Genomic DNA, 19,549 nt, shown 5'->3' with positions numbered 1-19,549 from the left:
CGATGCAGACTGCCGGTGGCCGCCGGCTCACGTGCCGCCGCCCCAGGGACTGCGCTTCAACGAGTCGGACCCGTTGGACCCGGTGCAGGTCACCGAGATCCAGCCCCTGGAGAAGCCGTAGTACTTCGTCGACGTGTTCTTGCCGTTCGTCGGCTCGTGGGTGTAGCTCGTGCCGTCGTCGACGTTGTTGGGCCAGGCGTTCGGCCCTTGGTCGCTGTTGAAGACGCAGCGGATGCTCCCCTGGAAGTTGGACAGGTCATAGCCGATGAACGGGCAGTTCCCGCTCGTGCACCCGGCGGTGTAGCCGGCGTTGCCCGTCGGGTAGAGCGCGGTGACCTTCGGCGCGGGCGGCGGCGGCTTCGGGTCGGTCGTCCCCGAGACCCTGGCCGTCCACGGGCCGGGGCCCGAGTCCTGGGCGATGGCACGCACCCGGATCGTCCTCGTCGTGGAGTAACCGAGGTTGTTGAAGGTCGTCGAGTGCGTGCCGGGGCCCACCGTCTGGTTGCGGTCGCCGTCGATCTCGTAGCCGGTGATCGGGCGGCCGTTGCTGGCGGTCGTGCCCCAGCTGAAGGTGATGCTGTTGCCGTCCTTGCTCGAGACGCGCAGGTCGGGCACCCCCTGGGTCGGCCCGTAGGGGTGGAACCCGACCGAGTTGGACCACGGCGAGCAGTTGCCGGCCGTGTTGCAGGCCTGGATCTGCATCGACTGCTGGCTCGTGCCGAGGTTCGTGGCCGTGCCGCCCGAGAGCCCGCCGTTGTAGCTCCAGGAGCCACTGCGGCCCGCGGTGGTCCGCCACACCACCCGGTCGTAGCCGCTCGAGCGCGAGTCACCCAGGGAGAACCGCGCGTTGGCGTTGTAGTCGGCGTTGGGGGTGGTGACGGAAGTCAGCGTGGGCGTCTGCGGGATGCCGTCCGCCTTGTAGGACGAGAAGTTCGCCTTGGCCGAGGTCTTCGGCCCACCGTTGGTGGCGGTCACGGTGTACTGCACCGTCTGCCCGTTGTAGGGCACCGAGTCGCTCGCGACCCGCTGGGCCCCGCCGGACACGCTGGCGATGAGCTGCCAGGCGCCACCGGAGCCGGTGCGGCGGTACACGTCGTACTGCGTGATCGGTGGACCGTTGGGGTCGGTCGCCGGCCAGCTCACGCTGACCTGGGCGTTCGAGGCGCTGGGGGTCGGCGTCCGGGGCGAGAGCGTCGGAGCGGGGACGGCTGCGGGGGTGCCGAAGGACTGCACCTTGACGTCGGGGCCGAAGGGGCCCCAGCCGGCCTCGTTCCTGGCCTGCACCCGGATGTTGTAGGCGTCGTTGTTGACGAGCCCGGTGACGACCTTGGTCAGGGCGGGGGCATCGACGAGCGTCTGGTTGCCGGTTCCGGCGTTGCCACCGATGTCGACCCACTGGACGCGGTACTGCAGCACCTTGCTGCCGGCGTTGGGCGGCTCGGCCCATCGCACGGTGACCTGTCGGTCTCCCGGCGTGACGTCGGTGACGGAGGTGGCCTTGGGCTTGGTGTCGGGGCGCACCGTGTTGCTCGGCGGGCTCGGGTCCGACCACCCGACGGGGTTGCGGCTGCGCACGGTGAAGGAGTAGTCCTGACCGTTGGTCAGGCCCGTCACCGTGCAGGGCGACGAGGAGCAGGCCCTGGTGCCACCACCGGGACCGTTGACGGTGACCTCGTAGCCCTGGATCGGCAGGCCGCCGTCGTAGGCGGGCGGCCGGAAGTCGACCCGCGCGCTGCTGCCGAGGATCCGGTCGGCGACCGCGGTGGGAGCGGCCATGGGGTCCGGCTTGCTCCGGACGCTGACGCTCACCTCACCGGTCACTGCGGCCCGGCCCGGGGCGTCCGTGAGCGCGACCAGGATCCGGGCGTCCCCACGAGCCTGCGCGGAGGCGGACACCGTCAGGCGGCAACCGCTCTGCGAGGCGCTGACGCCGGTGCCGGAGGTCACGCGGGCGGACTGGATCGCGCACTGCGGCGCGCCCAGCGGGCTGTCGAGGTACTGGGCCATGTTGACCACTCGGCTGGTGCCGGCGATGAGTCCCTCGATGCGAGCGGGACGGACGGTGCCGAGCGGCGGCGCGTTGACCACGCGGACCTTGACCTTGAAGGACTCGGCACCGCCCTTCGCCTTCACCGACACGGCGCCCGTGGCGCCCTGCTGGGCGGCTGCCTGGGCCTTCAGCACCACCTGGCGTCCGCCGGCGCCGGACTGCGTCAGGTCGACGCGGTCGATGGCCGGGTCCCAGGTCGCGGCGTACTGCGCGTTGCCGGGGTCCATGCCGGTGGGCACCCAGGCGTGGCACAGCCGTGGGATGTCGAAGGAGCGGGCCGGCCCGTCGGCGACGAGCTGGACCTCGTGGTCGGGGCAGCGCAGGACCGGCACGTCGGGGCCGATCTGGACCGGGATCGTGACGTAGGCCGTCTGGGCGGCCTTGTCCGCCGGCCCGGTCGCGTCGGTGACCTCGAGCATGAGGGCCGCCGGGCCCACGTAGCCGTTGGTGGACGTGAGGGTGAGGTCGGTGCCCGAGCCGGCCTGGGACTGGAGGTTCTCCTGGGGGGACGTCGAGAGGGTGTCGGGCGAGGTGAGGGTGACCTTGCCGCCACGCGGGGCGCTGACGTAGTCGCCGAGCGAGACCTTCACCGTGGAGTCGGCGCCCATCTTGATGACCTTGCCGTCGACGACGTAGGGCGCGCCGTTGCTGCCGGCCGGCACGTAGACCAGGGCCATGGCGGAGGCGCCGTCGGCGTCCTCGATGACGTAGGGCACGACGCGCGCCTGCGGGCGCAGCTGGATGCGCAGCTTGCGCCCCTCGAGGGTCACGCCGTCGCCGACGAACTTCGTGATCTTCAGGCTCGCCTGGTCGCCGTCGATGTCGCGGTCGTTCGCGAGGGCGTCGACGCGGATCGAGGTCTCGCCCGGCTTGGCGACGCCGGTGTCGTCGACCGCGACGGGCGGGTTGTTGAAGTTCTTCTGGCCCCGGACGGTCAAGGTCGACTTCGACGGGTCGAAGAGCCCGTCGGTGATGCCGTAGGTGAGCACCTTCGCCGGGCCGTCCTCGGGCGCCACCACCTTGAACGTGTCGTCCTTCTGCCGGGTGAACTGCTTGAGGACGTCGGCGTCGTTGAGCGTCGACAGGTCGACGAAGGAGACGGAGTCGCCGGCGGCGATGAGGTCGTTGGAGAGCACGTCGGCGCGAACGGTGCGGCCGGGCGCCGCCACGACGTCGTCCTCGACGGCGACCGGCGGCTGCGGGTCGCCGGGCTGCACGACGCCGACGCGGATGAAGCCCTCGCTCGTCAGGCCGAATCGGTCGCGCAGCTGGTAGCGGATGACCTCGGTCCCGGCGCTGCGCGGGTAGGCCTCGTAGCGGATCGTCGCGGCACCGAAGCCGAGGACGCGTCCGAGCTCGAGGTCGACGGCCTTGCCGTCCTCGCCGACGATGCCGCTGACGAAGGTCAGGTCGCCGTCGGGGTCGACCCCACTCGTCGGCACCGTGATGGCGAGGGTGTCGCCTGCGGTGACGCTCGCCGAGAAGCTGCGGGCGGCCGGCGGCTGGTCGGGGTACTTCACGGCGTCGGGCAGCGGGTTGACGGTGACGGTGACCCGGCCGGTGACGGCCCGGGCGCGCAGGCCCTCGGGGTAGGTGGCGTACTCGAGGATCGCCGAGGCCGGGCTCTTGAGGGTGGCCTGCTCGGGGACGTAGCGCACGACGGTGCCGGAGGCGAAGGCCTGGCCGCCGCCGGAGACCACCTTGACGCTGGCGGGGTCGAGCTTGAGCGGGATGCCCTCGCTCATCGAGTCGTTGTCGAGCACCGGGATGGTGACGGCGTCGCCGATGCGGACCGTGGCCACGTCGTCGACGACGGTCGGCAGGACCTTCACGGTGGGTTCCGGCTTCTGCACGACCGACAGCTCGCCGACGGCCGTCTTGGTGCCGTCGCTGATCGTGTAGCTGACGACGCCCCGCCGCGGCTTGTCGGCGTCGAGAGGCGCGGTCGCCTCGACGCGCACCCAGCGGCCCTGCACGACCGACACGCGCAGCCATGCGTCGGTCGTGGCGACGCGCTGCACCACGAGGACGTCGCTGCGCGGGCTGTAGTCGTTGGACAGCACGTCGGCGATGACGGGCGTCTGGCCGCGCAGCACGGCCGAGTCCGGTGTCGCGACGGGCGGGAGGTCGGCCGAGGGGCTGGGCAGGATGTCGACGCGGATGCGGCCGACGCTGACCCCCGATCCGACCTGGGCGGCATACGTCACGGTGGAGGTGCCGGGCGTCTGGCCGGTCACGGTGAGCACGCCGGTGTCGAGGTTGGTGTCCAGCGTCAGCTGCCCCGGGCCCTTGACGGCCTGGGCCAGGCGCATCCGTGCCTGCGGGTCGGTCGGGTCGGCGCCGGCGATGTCGTTGCCGAGCGGCTGGAGCTGGACGGGCTTGCCCACGACCGCCCGCGCGACATCCGGCTGGGTCTTGGGCGCGACCGCCTTGCTGTCCTGCTCGCTCAGCACCGCGAGCGTCACGGATGCCTGCTGCGTGCCCCCGCGGCCGTCGTCGACCTGGTAGTCGACGACCTGGTCGCCCTTGTCGGCCCTGGCCTTGATCGTCAGGGCGCCCGCGCCGTCGACGCCGGTCGTGGCCGGGTCGAGCGCCGAGACCTGGATCGGGTCGTTCTCGGCGTCGCGCCAGTCGGCGATGACGCCCACCCGCACGGAGCCGTCGGCGACGACGGGGTATCTCGCCTGGGCGAGCTTGGCCTGGCCGGCCCGCAGCTTCGGGGCGGTGTTGACGTCGGGGCCGACGATGCGGACGGTGACCTTCGCCGAGGCGCGGCCGTTCTTGGCCGTCGTGCCGTTGTTGACGGTGTACTGGAAGGAGAACGTGCCGCTGGCCTCCTCGGGCACGCTGACCTGCACGGTCTGGCCGTCGGCCGACGCGGTGGTCGAGATGCCCGGGGCGTCGGGCTGGGTGACGTCGCCGGGGGAGATGGCGAGGATCGAGCCCTGCGAGTCGGAGTCGTTGTCGAGGACGTGCAGCGTCGACGTGCGACCCGGGCGCACCTGCAGGTTGTCGGGCTGCGCCTTCGGCGGGGTGCGGCTCACCTCGTCGTCGACGAGGTTCTCGTCCTTCTTCTTGTTCCTGTTGTCGGTCTGGGGCGGCGGGATGACCGAGTTCCAGTTGTCGATCTTGACCTTGTTGCGGTCGATGTCCCAGACGTCGCCGGAGTCGAGGTCGTTGAGCACGATGAGGCCGCGGTTGACGCGCAGCTTCACGCCGTCGGTGCGCACACCCTTCTTCATGGCGCCGAGGTCGACGGTGTCGGCGTCGGTGGGGCTGCCGCAGTTGCGGCCGTAGTAGACGTTGGACGCGCCGGCCCACGCGGCGTGGACGCAGCCGGCGAGGCGGACCGGGGCCGACAGGAAGAGGCGCTGGCCGGGCGCTGCCTGGGTCAGCTTCACGCCGCCGACGCTCGGGCTGTCGCCCGTCAGGGGCACCTGGCTCAGCTGCGTCTCGTCCTGGATGAGCACGCTCGAGGCATCGGGCCCGGGCTGCTGCAGGGCTGCGAACGCGGGGTTCCCCGGCTCGGCGTTGCCGACCGAGAGCTGCTGCGGCTGCTCCAGCGCGTCGGAATAGAGCCTGCCGGTGCCCGAGTCCCAGACGACCCAGTGCGGCCCGACCGCCGTGACCTGCGCCGACTTCGAGGTGAAGCCGAGCTTCGTCGTCACCGGCTTGGCGTATGCGTTGCCCTCCGGCCGCAGCACGGTGACCGTCCCGAGCGTCCCCGACACGGCATACACCGAGCCGTCGACGCCGACGGCAACGGCGGCGTTGCCGCCCACCTTCGCCAAGGGCTTGGCCTGGGTCTGCAGCCCGTCGAGGCCGCTGATGCCCGACGGATCGGCGACTCGCTGGGCCCGCAGCTCGCCCGTGGCGGGGGCGATCATCGCGATCGTTCCGCCGCGCAGGTCCACGAGCGGCGCGGTGAAGACGCGGTTGCCGGTGGCGGTGCTCGCCTTGGGCACCACGACGGCCTGCTCGGTGGCCAGCGTGCCCTCGGCCGGGTTGATCGGCACGATCTGGTTGCTGGCCCGGGAGTAGCCGACGATCTCCGGGCCGTCCTGGAAGACGTCGAGGCCCGAACCGCTCGAGCCGTCGGACAGCACCCCGGCGTCGAGCTGGCCGGCCGGCTTGTTCATCCGGCCGAAGCGCGCCTGCTCGGCGTTGGTGACCCAGACGCCGCCGTCGTTGAGGTCGGCCTTGCGCACGACCTCGCCCTCGCTTCGGGTCGCGAGCCAGACGAGCAGGCTCGCGACGAGGGCGACGACGATGGTGGAGGCGATCCCGATCCGTCGCTTGGTGGCGGCGGTGCTCATGCATTCCCCTGTTCGGCCGCGACCAGCTGGTCGGCGGCCCGTTCTTCTGCTGCGGCGGCGGAGATGGACGTGGAGGTGGTGTCGGCCGGCGCGTCGAGGAGGGCGAGGTCGTCCTCGGTGACGATCTTGGTCGACAGCGCGTGCTCGACGAGGCGGGCCTTGCGGTTCGTGGCGAGCTTGCCGACGCCGCCGTGCAGGCCGCGCGTCCCCGCGTCGGCGAGCTTCTGGCAGACGTTGTCGAGCTTGCGGTTGAAGCGGGTGAGGGTCCAGCCGAGGCGCTCGGCTGCGGCGGCAGAGGAGGGTATCTGGCTCGTACCCGCTTCACGACGCCGGAGGAACGGCTCGCACAGCGCGACGATGAGCAGCTTCTGGTCCGGCGTCAGGGAGACCCGGCCGACCGTGGCGGCTCCGACGTCCTCGCCGTCGGCAGGGCCATCCGCGTGGGCGCCGCCGGGGGCCTCGGCCGTCACCGTCTTGAAGGCGGGGCTCGCGACGTGGATCTCGAAGTCGTAGGTGGTGGGCCCGGCGGTGAACCAGACGAGGAGCTTCTTCATGGCGAGCGGGATCCGGGCGCCGGGGTTGAGGAAGGCCTGGAAGAGGCCCTGCTCGTCGGCGACCGTCGCCGTCAGCGTCGAGCCGGTGTTGGTGAGCCACCAGAAGCCGGCCTCGTGCGTGACCCGCAGGAAGGTTCGGTGCAGGTAGGGGTTGTCGTCGACCTCGAGGTCCCCGGAGCGGCCGATGGTCAGGCCGGTGTCGGGTGACACGGAGTGCTCCTCGCCGCAGAACACGACGGTCACCTTGCTGTGGATCACGATCAGGTCCCCTAATCCCTGTCGACGTGGCGCACCTGCCCGCGCCCGTGCGACAGGGTGCGGACAGGAGGTGTTACGTGGTTTCGTGGTGGTTTGGTGGTCTTCGTGTCGAGGGTGCCTGCCGGACAGCGCCCTGTCCACCCGCCGGCGTACTCAGTCGTCTGCCCGCCCTGCTCACTGGGCGGTCTCGCACTGGATGGCCGAACCCGGCGAGGCCTGGCCCGACCGGGTCAGCAGGACCGTGCCGCACACCTTGGTGCCCTTGGGTGCCTTGACGGTGTAGCTGCGGGTGGCCACCGAGACGAACCTGGCTCGCGTGGGGTTGCCCGCGTCGGCGGGGGTGGCTCCGAGCGAGAGCCGGTAGACGTCCTTCTTCGACGTCTGCGGGTAGTTCCACGTGAAACGGACGCTCCCCGGGCCCGAGACCGCGGAGAGCGACGGCTTATCGAAGAGCCCGTCGCCGATCGCGCTGTCGTCGCCGGGCATCGACACGCTCGCGCGCGGCGTCACCACTGCCGGGGTCGGCTCCTCGCCACCGGGTCGGAGCACGAGGAAGAGCGCGAGCGCAGCCAGCACGACCACCCCGGCCAGCAGGCCCCACGCCACTGCCGGCCGCGACAGCGGAGAGGACGCCGCCGCCGCCCCTGGCGCGCCGGGATCGGGCTGCGCACCCGAGGTGCCGGCCGCACGGCGGATCGTCGCCTCCTCGGCGGTGTCCGGCTCGAGCGGGGCGGTCCTGCTGTGGACGGGGTCGGTGACGGTGGCCGCCCGCACGGGGCCGGCGGACGGCATACGCCCATGGCTCGTGGCCGACGCCGGCACGGGTGCCGGAGACCAGCGCCCGCCACCGGCCTCGGGCCGGCGGCGGGTCTCGTCGTCCGGCGCCTGGGGCGAGGGCCCGAGCGGCTGGGCCACGACCGTCTGGGGAGCCTTGATGCGGGTGCGGTCCTCGTCCTCGACCGCGGAGCCCGTCGGCGAGCCGGAGGTCTGGCTGACCAGGGTCGTGTGGCCCTGCTCGTCCAGGACGACGATCGGGGTGCGGCCGAGGCGCTGCTGCTGCTCGACCGCCTGCAGGGCCCGGGCGAGCTCCAGGGCCGAGGCCGGCCGGTGCGCGGGGTCCTTCGCCATCGCCTGGGCGAGCAGGCGCTCGAGACCGGGCGGGACGTCCTGGCGCCCGGTCGGCGGCGGCGGGGTGCTGCGGATGCGCGGCATCAACGCGTACGCGGAGTTGTCGCCCCCCGGGACCTCGAACGGCGAGCGCCCCACGAGCAGCTGCCACAGCGTGGCGGCGAGGGAGTAGACGTCGGAGCGCTCGTCGCCGTTGCTCTGGCCGTAGAGCACCTCCGGCGGGGCCCACGGCACGGAGACGCCGACGTCGTCGGTGGCCTCGGTCGGGGCGTCGCCCTCGCGGGCGCCGCGACCCGCGATGCCGAAGTCGGTGAGCCCGGGGGCGCCGTAGGCGCTGACGAGGACGTTGGCCGGCTTGATGTCGCGGTGCGTGATGTGGGCGCGGTGCGCTGTCTCCACGGCGCTCGCGAGCTGGATGCCGGTGCGCAGCACGTCCTCGACCGAGAAGCGCTCCGCCCGCGCCCGCATCGCGAGGTTGGGCGGCGGGTAGTACTTCATGACGAGGTACGGGCGACCGTCGTCGGAGGTACCGGACCGGAAGACCTGCACGATGTAGGGGTGGTCGCCGAGGGCCGCCATCGTGTCGGCCTCCTCGACGAACTGCTGGCGCAGCGCGTCGGTGAGGCCCTCGGACTTGAGCACCTTGACCGCGACCGGCATGCGCGGGCTCTGCTGCTCGTAGAGGAAGACGTCGGCGTAGCCGCCCGACCCGAGCGGCTGCACGAACACGAGCCCCGGGATCTTCGGCGGGGTGCCCTTGCGCGAGGCCATCAGATCGCGGTCTCGAAGGTGAAGGAGACCTCGTCGGCCATGGAGACGAGCGAGCCGGGCTCGAGGACCTGCTGGTCGTTGGCGCGCAGGCGCACCGGGCTCTCGCCGGGCAGGGCCACGGTGGTGCCGTTCGTGGTGCCCAGGTCGCGGATCAGCACGTGCCAGCCCTCGAGGATCACCTCGACGTGGTTGCGCGAGATGTCACGCTCGGGGCTGGGCACCTTGACCACGTGCGGGCGGTCGTGGACGGCCAGCCCGTCACCGAGCTTCGGCGCGCGGCCGAGGAGCACGCTGCGGTCGAGGGTCACCACGTCACCGGTCGACAGGCGCAGGATGCCGAGCGGCGGGCGGGACATCGTGAAGGGACCCTGCGGCGGGATGCCGGCCCCGCACACCCGGCAGCGGTCGCTGTGCGGCGGGGTCGGGTGGCCGGCCGAGCACAGGACCGCGAGGACGCTGGGGCCGGAGACGGCCTGGCTCTGGGCGGCGTGGCGCGCCTCGAGCAGCGCGCTCCGGTCGACGGTCAGCTCCGCGTCGTCGTCGTCGTCGTCGACCTCGGCGCTCGGGGTCGGCGCCATGGGCTGGGGCGGCGCGATCGGCACGTCGAAGGACGGTTCCGCCTGCTGCTGGGTCTGTGGCGCGGGGACCGCCGGGTATGCCGTGCCGACCGTCTGCGCCGCGGGTGCGCCCGGTGCGGGGGACGTCGCGGTCGGTGCCGCAGTCGGTGGTGCGGTCGGTGGTGGGGTCGGTGGTGCGGTGGGTGGCGAGGCGGGTGGCGCGGTCGAGATGAGCGGCGTCGCCTCGGGAGCGCGGACTCCCGGCGGGGGCGTGTTCGACGGCGGCAGGAGGCTCGGCGGCGGTGGGGGGGTGTGCCGGCCCGGGAAGGTGGGCACCGCGGGCTCGGGCTTCGGCACCTCGGGGTTCTGCGTCGGGCTCGCCCACGGCACGGACGAGATGAGGCCGCCCTCGGACACCGGGGGCAGGTCGGGAACGGTCGGGATCGGCGCAGCCGGCACCTCGGCCGGTGGCGCGAGGTTCGTCACCGGGGCGTCGCTCGTGTCGGCGACGGCCGGTACGGACAGGACCTCGTCGTCGCCGGCCTCCTCGTCCTCGTCCGACCGGGTGAGCTGCGCGAGCACCTTGCGGTGCTCGTCGGCGGCGGTGGTGTGCCCGAAGAGGTAGTCGTAGCTGGGGACCGCGGGCTGCTCCTCGGCGTCCGCGGGCCCGTCGTCGGTCGGCGCCGGCACGGCGAGCCGGTGCGCGGGTGTCGCCGGAGTGGCCGCCGGAGCCGCATCGGGCTCGAGGACGGGGCGTGCAGCCCAGGTCGAGTCGACGTCCTGGTGAGGCGCCGGGGGCATCAGGGGCAGGTCGTCCGCAGCCGGAAGCCCGGCGGCCGGCACTGCCTGAGCCGGATCGGACGGCGCTGCGGCAGCGGGAGCCCCGGCGGCCGCGGGAGTGGAGGGCGCCGCGGGAGTGGAGGGCGCCGCGGGAGTGGAGGGCGCCGCGGGAGTGGAGGCGGCAGCGGGAGCCTCGGCTGCCCCGACCGTTGCCGTCGTCTCGCTCGACCGGCTCGGGGCCGGCGGCCTCACCGACGACCAGGGGCGGAGTGCGGGAGGAGCTGGCGCTGGAGTCGGCGGGACGGCAGGTGGGTGCGATGGCGCTGACGACGCCGCGTCACTCGACGGCGTGGCCCAGCTCCGGTCCCAGGTACTGCTCTTCCGGGCGTCTGCGACGGCGGGAGCGGCTGGAGTGCCGGGGATGTCGGCGCTCTCCGCGGACGGGTCCGTCGATGGCCGAGCCACGACGGCCGGGGCATCGACGACCGGGGCATCGACGACCGGGGCATCGACGGCCGGGGCACTTGTCGCGGCCACAGTCCGCGTCGGGGCGTCCGACGGCTCGGCTCCCCCCGTCGGGGGCAGTCCCGGCACGAGGGTCTGCGCCGGCTGCGGCTGCGAGCGCTCCGACTCCTCGAGCACCCGCAGCACGACCCGCTCGGGGTGCTCGGGCAGCTCGAGGTCGGTCCACACGCGGCTGCTCGTCGCGCGTACGTCGTGCTCGCTGCCGTCCGGGAGGGTGACGAGCGCCGACACGGGACCGAAGGCGACGACGCGGGTGCGCGGCTGCCAGTGCACGCCGACGAAGTGGTGCGCCTTGCGCATGCCTCCGGCGGTCAGCACCTCGATGACGTCGTCGAGGTCGCCGCCGTCGGCGGCGTCGCTCGCCGTGAGGGTGCGGTCGTCCTCCTCGTCGAGGCCGATGAGCAGGTGCATGCCGGGGCCCCCGATGTGCGTCCACCCGTCGGGGGCCCGTTCGACGACGACAGCCGGGACATCGGACGGGCCACTCACGTCTACGACCTGCTCTCCCCTGATGAGCCGTTCACGGTCTCGCGAGGGGTGGTGTCCTCGTCCACGTCGGACTCGGCACCGTGCCCCTGCACGGCGACGACGATAGCAGTGACGTTGTCGCGGCCACCGGCCTCGACGGCCGCGCGCACCAGGGCGGTGGCGGCCTCGTCGGCGTCGGGGTGCTCGAGGAGGACGGCCTGGATCTCCTCGAGGCTCAGCTCGTTGGACAGGCCGTCGGAGCAGATGACGAAGACCTCGCCGGGGTAGGGCGGGAAGACCCAGGTGTCGACGGCACCCATGGGGTCACGGCCCAGCGAGCGCGTGACGATGTTGCGGCCGGGGTGGCGGTGCGCCTGCTCGGGGGTGATCAGCCCGCGCTCGACGAGCTCCCACACCTCCGAGTGGTCGACGGTCACCTGCGACAGCTGCCCGTCGAGGAGCCGGTAGACGCGCGAGTCGCCGATGTTGAAGACGGCCCAGTGCCTGGAGCCGCCGACCGAGACGAGGGCCAGCCCGGCGACGGTCGTGCCCATGCCGGTCTGCTCGGGGTGGCGGGCGGCCGAGGCCAGGATGCGCCGGTTCGCCTCGCCGACCTGCTCGACGATGTCGCCCACCTGCAGGACGGTGCGGTCGGCGAGCTCGACCACGGTCTCGGCCGCGATGCGGCTCGCCACCTCGCCGGCCGCGTGACCACCCATGCCGTCGGCCACGACGAACACGGTTCCCCGCACGCGTACGGAGTCCTCGTTGTGCTTGCGCACCCGGCCGACGTCGGTGGCCACGCCGGCGGCGATGGCGGGCATCGTCGCGCTCATGACCCAGCGCCGTCGGTGCGCTCGCCGGCGCCCCAGGGGACGACCCGCGCCGTGGTCAGGACCTGCCGGACCAGCTCGTAGTCCCTCTCGGCGTCGGGGCCGCCCACGGCACCGGTCAGCTGGACGACGTGGCCGCCGGTCGCGCCCGAGGGGACGTGGTGGAAGAGGTTGGCCTGCAGCACCACCTCGACGTCGGCGTCGGGCCACGTCGCGTCGCAGCCGACGAAGTGGGCGCCCGCGAGGTCGGCGGCATACGGCTCGGACACGGACCCGCCACGCGAGGCGGCGAGGACCGCGACCTGCTCGAGGGCCTCCTCGACGCGGTAGGACGGCCCGCACTGCTCGATGTCGACGACCACGTTGGGCGCGAACGCCCCCTCGCGCGGCAGCCGTGCCGCCATGGTCGTGCCGGGCGCGTGCGCCGGCTCCCACCCCTGCGGGACGTCGAGGGTCACCGCCGGCTGGCCCGGGAAGTCCGCGCTCGGGTAGGCGAGGGTGGTCATGGCTCGTTCCTTTCGGTCGTTCCCGCACGCTCAGGGGACGGCGCGGTCAGTCAATCATTCACGGCAGGCCGTGTCAGATCTGCGACGCGACGTCCGGGATGGCGCGGCCGGACGACGTGCGCCAGAGCGTACGTCCGCCCCGCCGGCCGCGCGATGGGGAGGACTGCCCACGGGGTGCCTACCCGGATCGCCGTATGCGTCAGGCGGGGGTCTCGCGCTTCGTCCACCAGGCGAGGAGCTTCTCGCGGGCGGCGTCCTTGCCGATCGGCCCGTCGTCGAGCCGCACCGACAGGAGGTAGTCGTAGGCCTCGCCCAGCACCGGCCCGGGCCGGATGCCCAGCGTCTCGGCGATCTCGTTGCCGTTGAGCTCGGGCCGCACGCTCGCGAGCTCCTCCTCGGCGGCCAGCCGCTCGATCCGCTGCTCGAGGTCGTCGTAGGCGCGGGAGAGCCGCTGGGCCTTGCGGGCGTTGCGGGTCGTGCAGTCCGAGCGCGTCAGCCGGTGCAGCCGGGAGAGCAGGGGGCCGGCGTCGGTGACGTAGCGGCGCACGGCCGAGTCGGTCCACTGCCCGTCTCCGTAGCCGTGGAAGCGCAGGTGCAGCTCGACCAGCCGCGCTACCTGCTTCGTCGTCTCCTTGTCGAAGCGCATGGCCTTGAGGCGCTTGCTCGCCAGCTTGGCGCCGACGAGCTCGTGGTGGTGGAACGAGACGCCGCCGCCGTCCTCGAACCGTCGGGTCGCGGGCTTGCCGATGTCGTGGAGCAGGGCCGCGAGGCGCAGCACGAGGTCGGGCCCGGGAACCGACTCGGGCGGTCCGTCGGCCGGCCCCTCGAGGGCGATCGCCTGCTCCAGCACGATGAGCGAGTGGTGGTAGACGTCCTTGTGCCGGTGGTGCTCGTCGAGCTCGAGCCGCAGCGCCGGCAGCTCCGGCAGGAAGACGTCGGCCAGGCCGGTGTCGACGAGCAGCGCCAGCCCGCGCCGCGGATCGGGTGAGAGGAGCAGCTTGGTGAACTCGTCGCGGATGCGCTCGGCCGAGATGATCGACAGCGTCCCGGCGCGCTCGGTCATCGCCGCCCGCACCTCCGGGGCCACCTCGAAGCCGAGCTGGGAGGCGAAGCGCGCCGCGCGCATCATCCGCAGCGGGTCGTCGGCGAAGGACTCCTCGGGCGCCGACGGCGTCATGAGGCGCTGCTGCACGAGGTCCGGCAGGCCGCCGTGGATGTCGACGAACTCGAGGCTCGGCAACCGGACGGCCATCGCGTTGACGGTGAAGTCCCGGCGCACGAGGTCGCCCTCGAGGCTGTCGCCGAACATCACCTCGGGCTTGCGGGAGGTCCGGTCGTAGGTGTCGGCACGGTAGGTCGTGATCTCGATGACGAACGAGCCCTTGCGCAGGCCGATGGTCCCGAAGTCACGCCCGATGTCCCAGTGCGCGTCGGCCCACCCTGTCACGACGCGGAGGATCTCCTCGGGCAGCGCGTCGGTCGTCAGGTCGAGGTCGGGAGAGACCCGACCGAGGAACGCGTCGCGCACCGGGCCGCCGACCAGGGCCAGCTCGTGCCCCGACGCCTCGAACCGCTCCCCCAGCTCGGTGAGCATCGGCAGCACGGGCGCGAGCCGGGCGACGGCTGCGCGCAGCAGCGGCAGCCCCGCGTCGGCGGTCCGGTTGCCGTCGGGTGCGGGCGTGTCGGGTCGGTCTGGCACGCGCCCCAGCCTAGTGAGCCCTCGAGGCCGTCCCGACCCCACGCATACGGCCCCGCGGCGCCGCCTGAAGGACCGCGGCACTCATTGTCGGGCCCGTTATGGTGGCGATGTGAGCGCCCAGCCCGTCCCCAGCCCCGTGCCGGGGAGGCGCCTGCCCGCGGTCGAGGAGCGCTCCGCCGGCGGCATCGTGGTCGACGTGCGCGAGGGTCTGGCGCTCATCGCCGTCATCGCGCGCCGCAACCGGGCCGGGCGCATCGAGTGGTGCCTGCCCAAGGGTCACGTCGAGCCGGGCGAGACGCTCGTCGAGACGGCGGCGCGCGAGGTCGCCGAGGAGACCGGCATCGTCGGTCGGGTGCTCGTCGAGCTCGGCACCATCGACTACTGGTTCGCCACCTCCGACAAGCGGGTCCACAAGTTCGTCCACCACTACCTCCTCGAGGCCACGGGCGGCGAGCTCTCCATCGAGAACGACCCCGACCACGAGGCCATCGACGTGGCCTGGATCCGGCTCGACGAGGTCCACCGCCGGCTGACCTTCCCCAACGAGCGCCGCATCGCGCAGGCGGCGTGGAACCGGCTGGCGGGGACGGCGTGACCCGCACGGGGTCGCGGCGTCCGGGGTCGAGCGGGCGTCGCGTGGCCCGCCTCGTGCGCTGCCTGGCCGCCGCGGCGACGACCCTCGCCGCCCTGGGGGCCACGGTCGCCGCAGGGGCCGGCAGCGCCACGACCTTCGCCGCGGGTGCCGACGGCGCCGCCTCGGCGAGGACGTATGCCGCGGGGTCCCTCCCCGTCGCCGAGCCCTCCGGGGCCCGCCCGACGGTGGTGCCGGCGGTGGTGCCGGCCGTGGTACCCGCGAAGAACACCGCCGTCATCGTGCTGCAGACACTGACGCCGGCCGTGGTGAAGCCGGGGACCGACGTGCGGATCACCGGCACGGTCACCGCCCCCAGCGACGGTCCCCTCTCGGCGCCGGAGCTGCGGGTGATCCGTGGCGACACGCCCATCCGACAGAGCTCCGCGCTCGACGACTGGGCCTCGGGTCGCACCACGGCCCAGGGCCGCACCGTCTCGACGACCCGCCTGCCCACGGTGGCCGCCGGACGCACCCAGGCGTTCACGACCACCGTGCCCTGGCAGCGGCTGCGATCCCCCGAGGCCTTCGCCGCGGTTCCCATCGCCGTCGACGTCATGCAGCAGGGCGCATCCGAGCCGACCGGCTCGACCCGCACCTTCGTGGCCTGGAACAGTCGCAAGGAGTACGTCCCCCTCGACGTGGCGACGGTCCTGCCCGTCACCCTCGACCCCGGCGTGTCCCTCTTCTCGCGCAAGGACGACACCCGGCTCAAGGCCTGGCAGGCCGCCATCGGACCCACGTCACGGGTGTCGCGCATCGTCGAGGGCACGCAGGGCTCGCAGGTCGACCTCGCCGTGGACCCGTCGGTCCTGGGGCCGACGCCGGTGGCCCCGGGCGATGCCGGCTCCCCCTCGTCGCCCACCCCGACGCCCCAGACGTCCGGCACGAAGGCACCCACCCCAGCGGCCCCGTCGACCCCGGCCGGCACTGCCCCCGCCACCCCGACGCCCCCCACCTCGGCCCCGGCCCCCACGCCGACCCCGTCGTCGTCCACGCCGGGCGCCCCGTCGAGCGGCGCGCCGTCCACCTCTCAGGCCATCGCGGCGCTGGGCGACGCCCTCGCCGAGAGGCTGCACGGCCGGAGCGTCTGGGCCCTGCCGTATGCCGACGCCGACGTGGCGGCCACCGCCGACGTCGATCCCGCCAGCACCATCGTGCGCGACCTCGTGAGCCGCGCCGGCACACTCACCGCGCGCCTCGGGCAGCCGGCGCGTGACGACGTCGTGTGGCCGGTGGACGGGCTGCTGCCACCGGGCCGCGAGTCGGGCATCCGGACGCTGCTCTCGGGCACCTCGGTGAAGAAGCCCGCCGGCATCGTGGTCGACGCCGCCGCCGTGACGAAGACGACGGCCTACACCCCGACCGCCCGGCGGGTCACGGGCTCGGGAACCCGCCTGCTCGCGTACGACACCCGCCTCTCGGCGCTGCTGCCCCGGCGCACAGACCCCAGCCCGGTCCTCTCCACCCAGCGCTACCTCGCCGAGACGCTGGTGCTGCTCGGCGAACGCGCCGGCACGCCGCGTTCGGTCCTCGTGGTCGCCCCGCGCACCTACGACCCCGACGCCGCGGCCCTCTCCTCCTTCCTCACCGCGACCTCGAGCGCCCCGTGGCTGCACACCGTCCCTGCCGCCTCGCTGCTCGCCGACGGCGGCGGCGACAAGGCACAGCCGCAGACCGCGGCGTCGACGACGGCCCCGGGCACCGCTCCCGCACCGGTCCTGACCGCGCGACGGCTGTCCGAGCTCGCCGAGCAGCGCGAGACCCTGCTCAGCGTCTCCTCGGTGCTGCGCGACGGCGAGGAGTTCGAGCGCACCTACCGCGAGGTGCTCGACCACCTCACGAGCGCGCGGTGGCGCTACGAGCCCCGCGCGTGGCCGGTGCTGGCCACCTCCGTCGCCGCCGACGTCCGCGCGGCCACGAGCGCCATCCGCGTCGTGCCGCGCACGAGCACCATCAACCTGCTCGCCGAGAACGGCACCCTGCGCATCACGGTGGAGAACGGCCTCGACTACACCGTCGAGAACATCCGCCTGCGGCTCGTGCCCGACAACCCCCGGATCCGCGTCGTCGAGCAGCCCGCTCCCGTCACGATCGGGCCCTCCTCCCGCACCAACGTGCCGGTGGAGGTGGCGGCCGTCGCCGCCGGCCGGGCCCAGATCCGGGCGTTCCTCACGACGGTCGACGGCACGGTCATCGGCTCCCCCGCCATGATCCCGGTCGCCGCCAACCCGCTCGACGCCACCATCTACTGGGTCGGCGGGGTCCTCGTCGGCCTCGTCGTCGTCGCGGGTGTCATCCGGGCCGTTCGCAAGGGCACCTCGCGCGTCGACGAGATCGCCGACATCGAGGCGATCACCGCGGCGCACCAGTCGCTCGGCGATGCGAACCACGGGGATGACAGGTGAGTCGGCCTAGGATGGGGCGCAGCCACGCATCCACGCACCACTGGACGAGGGGAGGGTGACGCACGTGCAGGGAGTCGGACCCGGAACGGTCCTGGGCGGGCGCTACGCGGTCACGCTGCGCACCTCCGAGGGCACCCACCACGAGCGCTGGCGCGCCACCGACCACACCCTCGAGCGCGACGTCGTGCTGGTGTGCTTCGCCGCCCGGTCATCCGTCGCGGCGGCCGCCCTCGACGCCGCACGTCGCGCAGCCGGCATCGAGGACCCTCGCCTCGTGCGCGTCCTCGACGTCGGCACCGACCAGGCGGTCGGGTTCGTCGTCGAGGAGCCCCTCACCGGGGCGGTGCCGCTGTCGCACCTGCTGCAGAACGGCGGCCTGGCCCCCGACGAGGTGCGTCGCCTGACCGGCGAGGCCGCCACCGCGCTCGACAAGGCTTCCCACCGCGGCCTGCACCACCTCGCCCTCACGCCCAGCTCGCTGCTGCGCATGCCCGACGGCGCCGTCAAGGTCAGGGGGCTCGCCACCGAGGCGGCGCTGACCGACACCGACGGGCTCTCCGACGAGCGGGCCTCCCGGGCCGACGCGGTGGGCCTCGTCAAGCTCGCGTATGCCGGCCTCACCGGCCGCTGGCCCATGGTGGCCGTCGACGACGGGCTGATCCCCGCAGGGCGGCCCGTCGGTCTCGAGCCGGCCCCGACGATCGTCGGCGGCGTCGCCGCGCCCTCCGAGATCGCCGTCGGGGTGCCCAACGATCTCGACCTCATCTGCCGCATGACCCTCGGCGAGGGTGGCCGCGGCCCCGTGTCGCCCGGCGACCTGGCGCTCCAGATCGCGCCCTGGCCGGCGCACCAGGCGACCTCCGACGGTGCCACCGGTATCGGCCTGCACGGCCAGAGCGGGCGCGGCTCGTCCGGAGCGACGCGGGTCATGCCTGCGGTCGCGGCCGGTTCGGGCTCCGCCGCGGTCGTCGGCGCCGCTGCGGGCTCGGCCTCGAGAGGCCGCGAGCCGTCGGGCAGCCAGGCGAGCACGGTTGCCTTCGACCGGGTGTCCGCCGGCCGTGCCGGCGGCAGCGCGGCCACCGGCACGCAGGCCGGCACGGGGGTCGGTGCTCCCGGGACCGGTGCGGGCACGGAGGTGACCGAGGGCGCGGGCGACCACGCCAAGCGCCTCTCGGACGGTGTGGTCGCGGCCGCTGCCGCGGCAGGAGGGGTCGCGGGCGCCATCGGCGACCGCGTCGGGTCCTTCGCGCGCGCGGCGGCCGACAAGGCGGCGGCCCGTGCTGCCGAGCGACGCGCCGCGCACGACGACTTCGACGGCGAGGAGATCGGGCTCGACGACGCCCTCGACGAGGCGCCGACGACCCGGCTCGAGCCGCCCCTGCCGGTCATGCACGGCGAGTCGCCCGAGGCCCCCAGCGGGGCGCAGGCCCGCATCGCGCTGGCCATCGTCGGCCTGCTCGTGGTCGTGGCCCTCGTCATCGGCATCCAGAACGTCGCCAAGATCGGCCAGCACGACGGGCCGGCCACCGCCGTCACGGTCACCAAGACCCGGGCGCCGAGCGCGACCCAGGCTCCGAGCACCACCCAACCGCCGGCCCCCACCACGACGCAGCCGCCGCCTGCTGCACCGGTCTCGATCACGGGCGGCACCGGCTTCGACCCGCAGGACGGGACCGAGTCCGACCAGAACGTCGCGAAGGTGTTCGACGGCAACCCGGGGAGCGGCTGGCAGTCACGCTGGTACGGCACCCCCAACTTCAACGGCAACAAGCCCGGCGTCGGCGTCCTGCTCGACCTCAACGCACCGACGTCGGTCAAGGAGGTCGTCCTCGAGCTGCCCAAGGCCCAGGACGTCACCGTCTACGCCACGGACTCCGGCTCGACCAGCTCGCTGGACGGTGCCCAGATGGTCGGCTCCGCCACCGACGCGAGCGGCACCGTCTCCATCAAGCCGAGCGGCCCGCTCCGGCCCGCGAGCAAGATCATCGTCTTCGTCACCAAGGCCGCACCCGCCGAGTCGGGCAACCGCTACCGCGCACAGGTCAGCGAAGTCACGGTGCGCTGA

General features: G+C 73.5%; 10 protein-coding genes. 3 read left to right on the top strand and 7 right to left on the bottom strand.

Translation table 11 applies throughout. The features are described 5' to 3' along the window. Positions 1–27: 27 nt before the first annotated feature. The 7 genes from ABD241_RS09730 to ABD241_RS09700 all read right to left on the bottom strand — a co-directional run bounded on the left by ABD241_RS09730 (position 28) and on the right by ABD241_RS09700 (position 14,445). On the bottom strand, positions 28–6,366 hold the full coding sequence (locus ABD241_RS09730) for an Ig-like domain-containing protein (protein ID WP_344061240.1): 6,339 nt from the start codon (positions 6,364–6,366) through the stop codon (positions 28–30). Further along, positions 6,363–7,178: an FHA domain-containing protein gene (locus ABD241_RS09725; protein WP_425580733.1), complete on the bottom strand. Its 816-nt coding sequence runs from the start codon at positions 7,176–7,178 to the stop codon at positions 6,363–6,365. The genes ABD241_RS09730 and ABD241_RS09725 overlap by 4 nt, the downstream gene beginning before the upstream one ends. Positions 7,179–7,352: 174 nt before the next feature. Beyond that, positions 7,353–9,077 (bottom strand): serine/threonine-protein kinase, encoded by a 1,725-nt coding sequence (locus ABD241_RS09720; protein WP_344061236.1) that lies wholly within the window; start codon positions 9,075–9,077, stop codon positions 7,353–7,355. Then, positions 9,077–11,428, bottom strand: coding sequence for an FHA domain-containing protein (locus ABD241_RS09715; RefSeq protein ID WP_344061233.1), 2,352 nt, complete (start codon positions 11,426–11,428; stop codon positions 9,077–9,079). The genes ABD241_RS09720 and ABD241_RS09715 overlap by 1 nt, the downstream gene beginning before the upstream one ends. 2 nt (positions 11,429–11,430) lie before the next feature. Then, positions 11,431–12,243, bottom strand: coding sequence for a PP2C family protein-serine/threonine phosphatase (locus ABD241_RS09710; RefSeq protein ID WP_344061230.1), 813 nt, complete (start codon positions 12,241–12,243; stop codon positions 11,431–11,433). Continuing rightward, a complete protein-coding gene (locus ABD241_RS09705) occupies positions 12,240–12,746 on the bottom strand; it encodes a hypothetical protein (protein ID WP_344061227.1) in 507 nt (168 codons plus the stop codon). Before ABD241_RS09705 ends, ABD241_RS09710 begins: the two co-directional genes overlap by 4 nt. A 199-nt stretch (positions 12,747–12,945) precedes the next feature. Next, positions 12,946–14,445 carry a CCA tRNA nucleotidyltransferase gene (locus ABD241_RS09700; RefSeq protein ID WP_344061224.1) on the bottom strand — a complete coding sequence of 500 codons (1,500 nt, stop codon included), beginning with the start codon at positions 14,443–14,445 and terminating at the stop codon, positions 12,946–12,948. 109 nt (positions 14,446–14,554) lie between these two features. On the opposite strand from ABD241_RS09700, the gene ABD241_RS09695 reads away from it, so the two are divergent. The 3 genes from ABD241_RS09695 to ABD241_RS09685 all read left to right on the top strand — a co-directional run bounded on the left by ABD241_RS09695 (position 14,555) and on the right by ABD241_RS09685 (position 19,549). After that, positions 14,555–15,040, top strand: coding sequence for an NUDIX domain-containing protein (locus ABD241_RS09695; protein WP_142180550.1), 486 nt, complete (start codon positions 14,555–14,557; stop codon positions 15,038–15,040). A 41-nt stretch (positions 15,041–15,081) separates the two neighbouring features. Next, positions 15,082–17,484 (top strand): DUF6049 family protein, encoded by a 2,403-nt coding sequence (locus ABD241_RS09690; protein WP_344061216.1) that lies wholly within the window; start codon positions 15,082–15,084, stop codon positions 17,482–17,484. Between the two features lie 64 nt (positions 17,485–17,548). Then, positions 17,549–19,549, top strand: coding sequence for a protein kinase family protein (locus ABD241_RS09685; RefSeq protein WP_344061214.1), 2,001 nt, complete (start codon positions 17,549–17,551; stop codon positions 19,547–19,549).

This window comes from Terrabacter lapilli, assembly GCF_039531305.1.
Taxonomy (GTDB): domain Bacteria; phylum Actinomycetota; class Actinomycetes; order Actinomycetales; family Dermatophilaceae; genus Terrabacter; species Terrabacter lapilli.
Note: the sequence above shows the minus strand (reverse complement) of the source record. Positions and strands in the feature narration are given on the sequence as shown.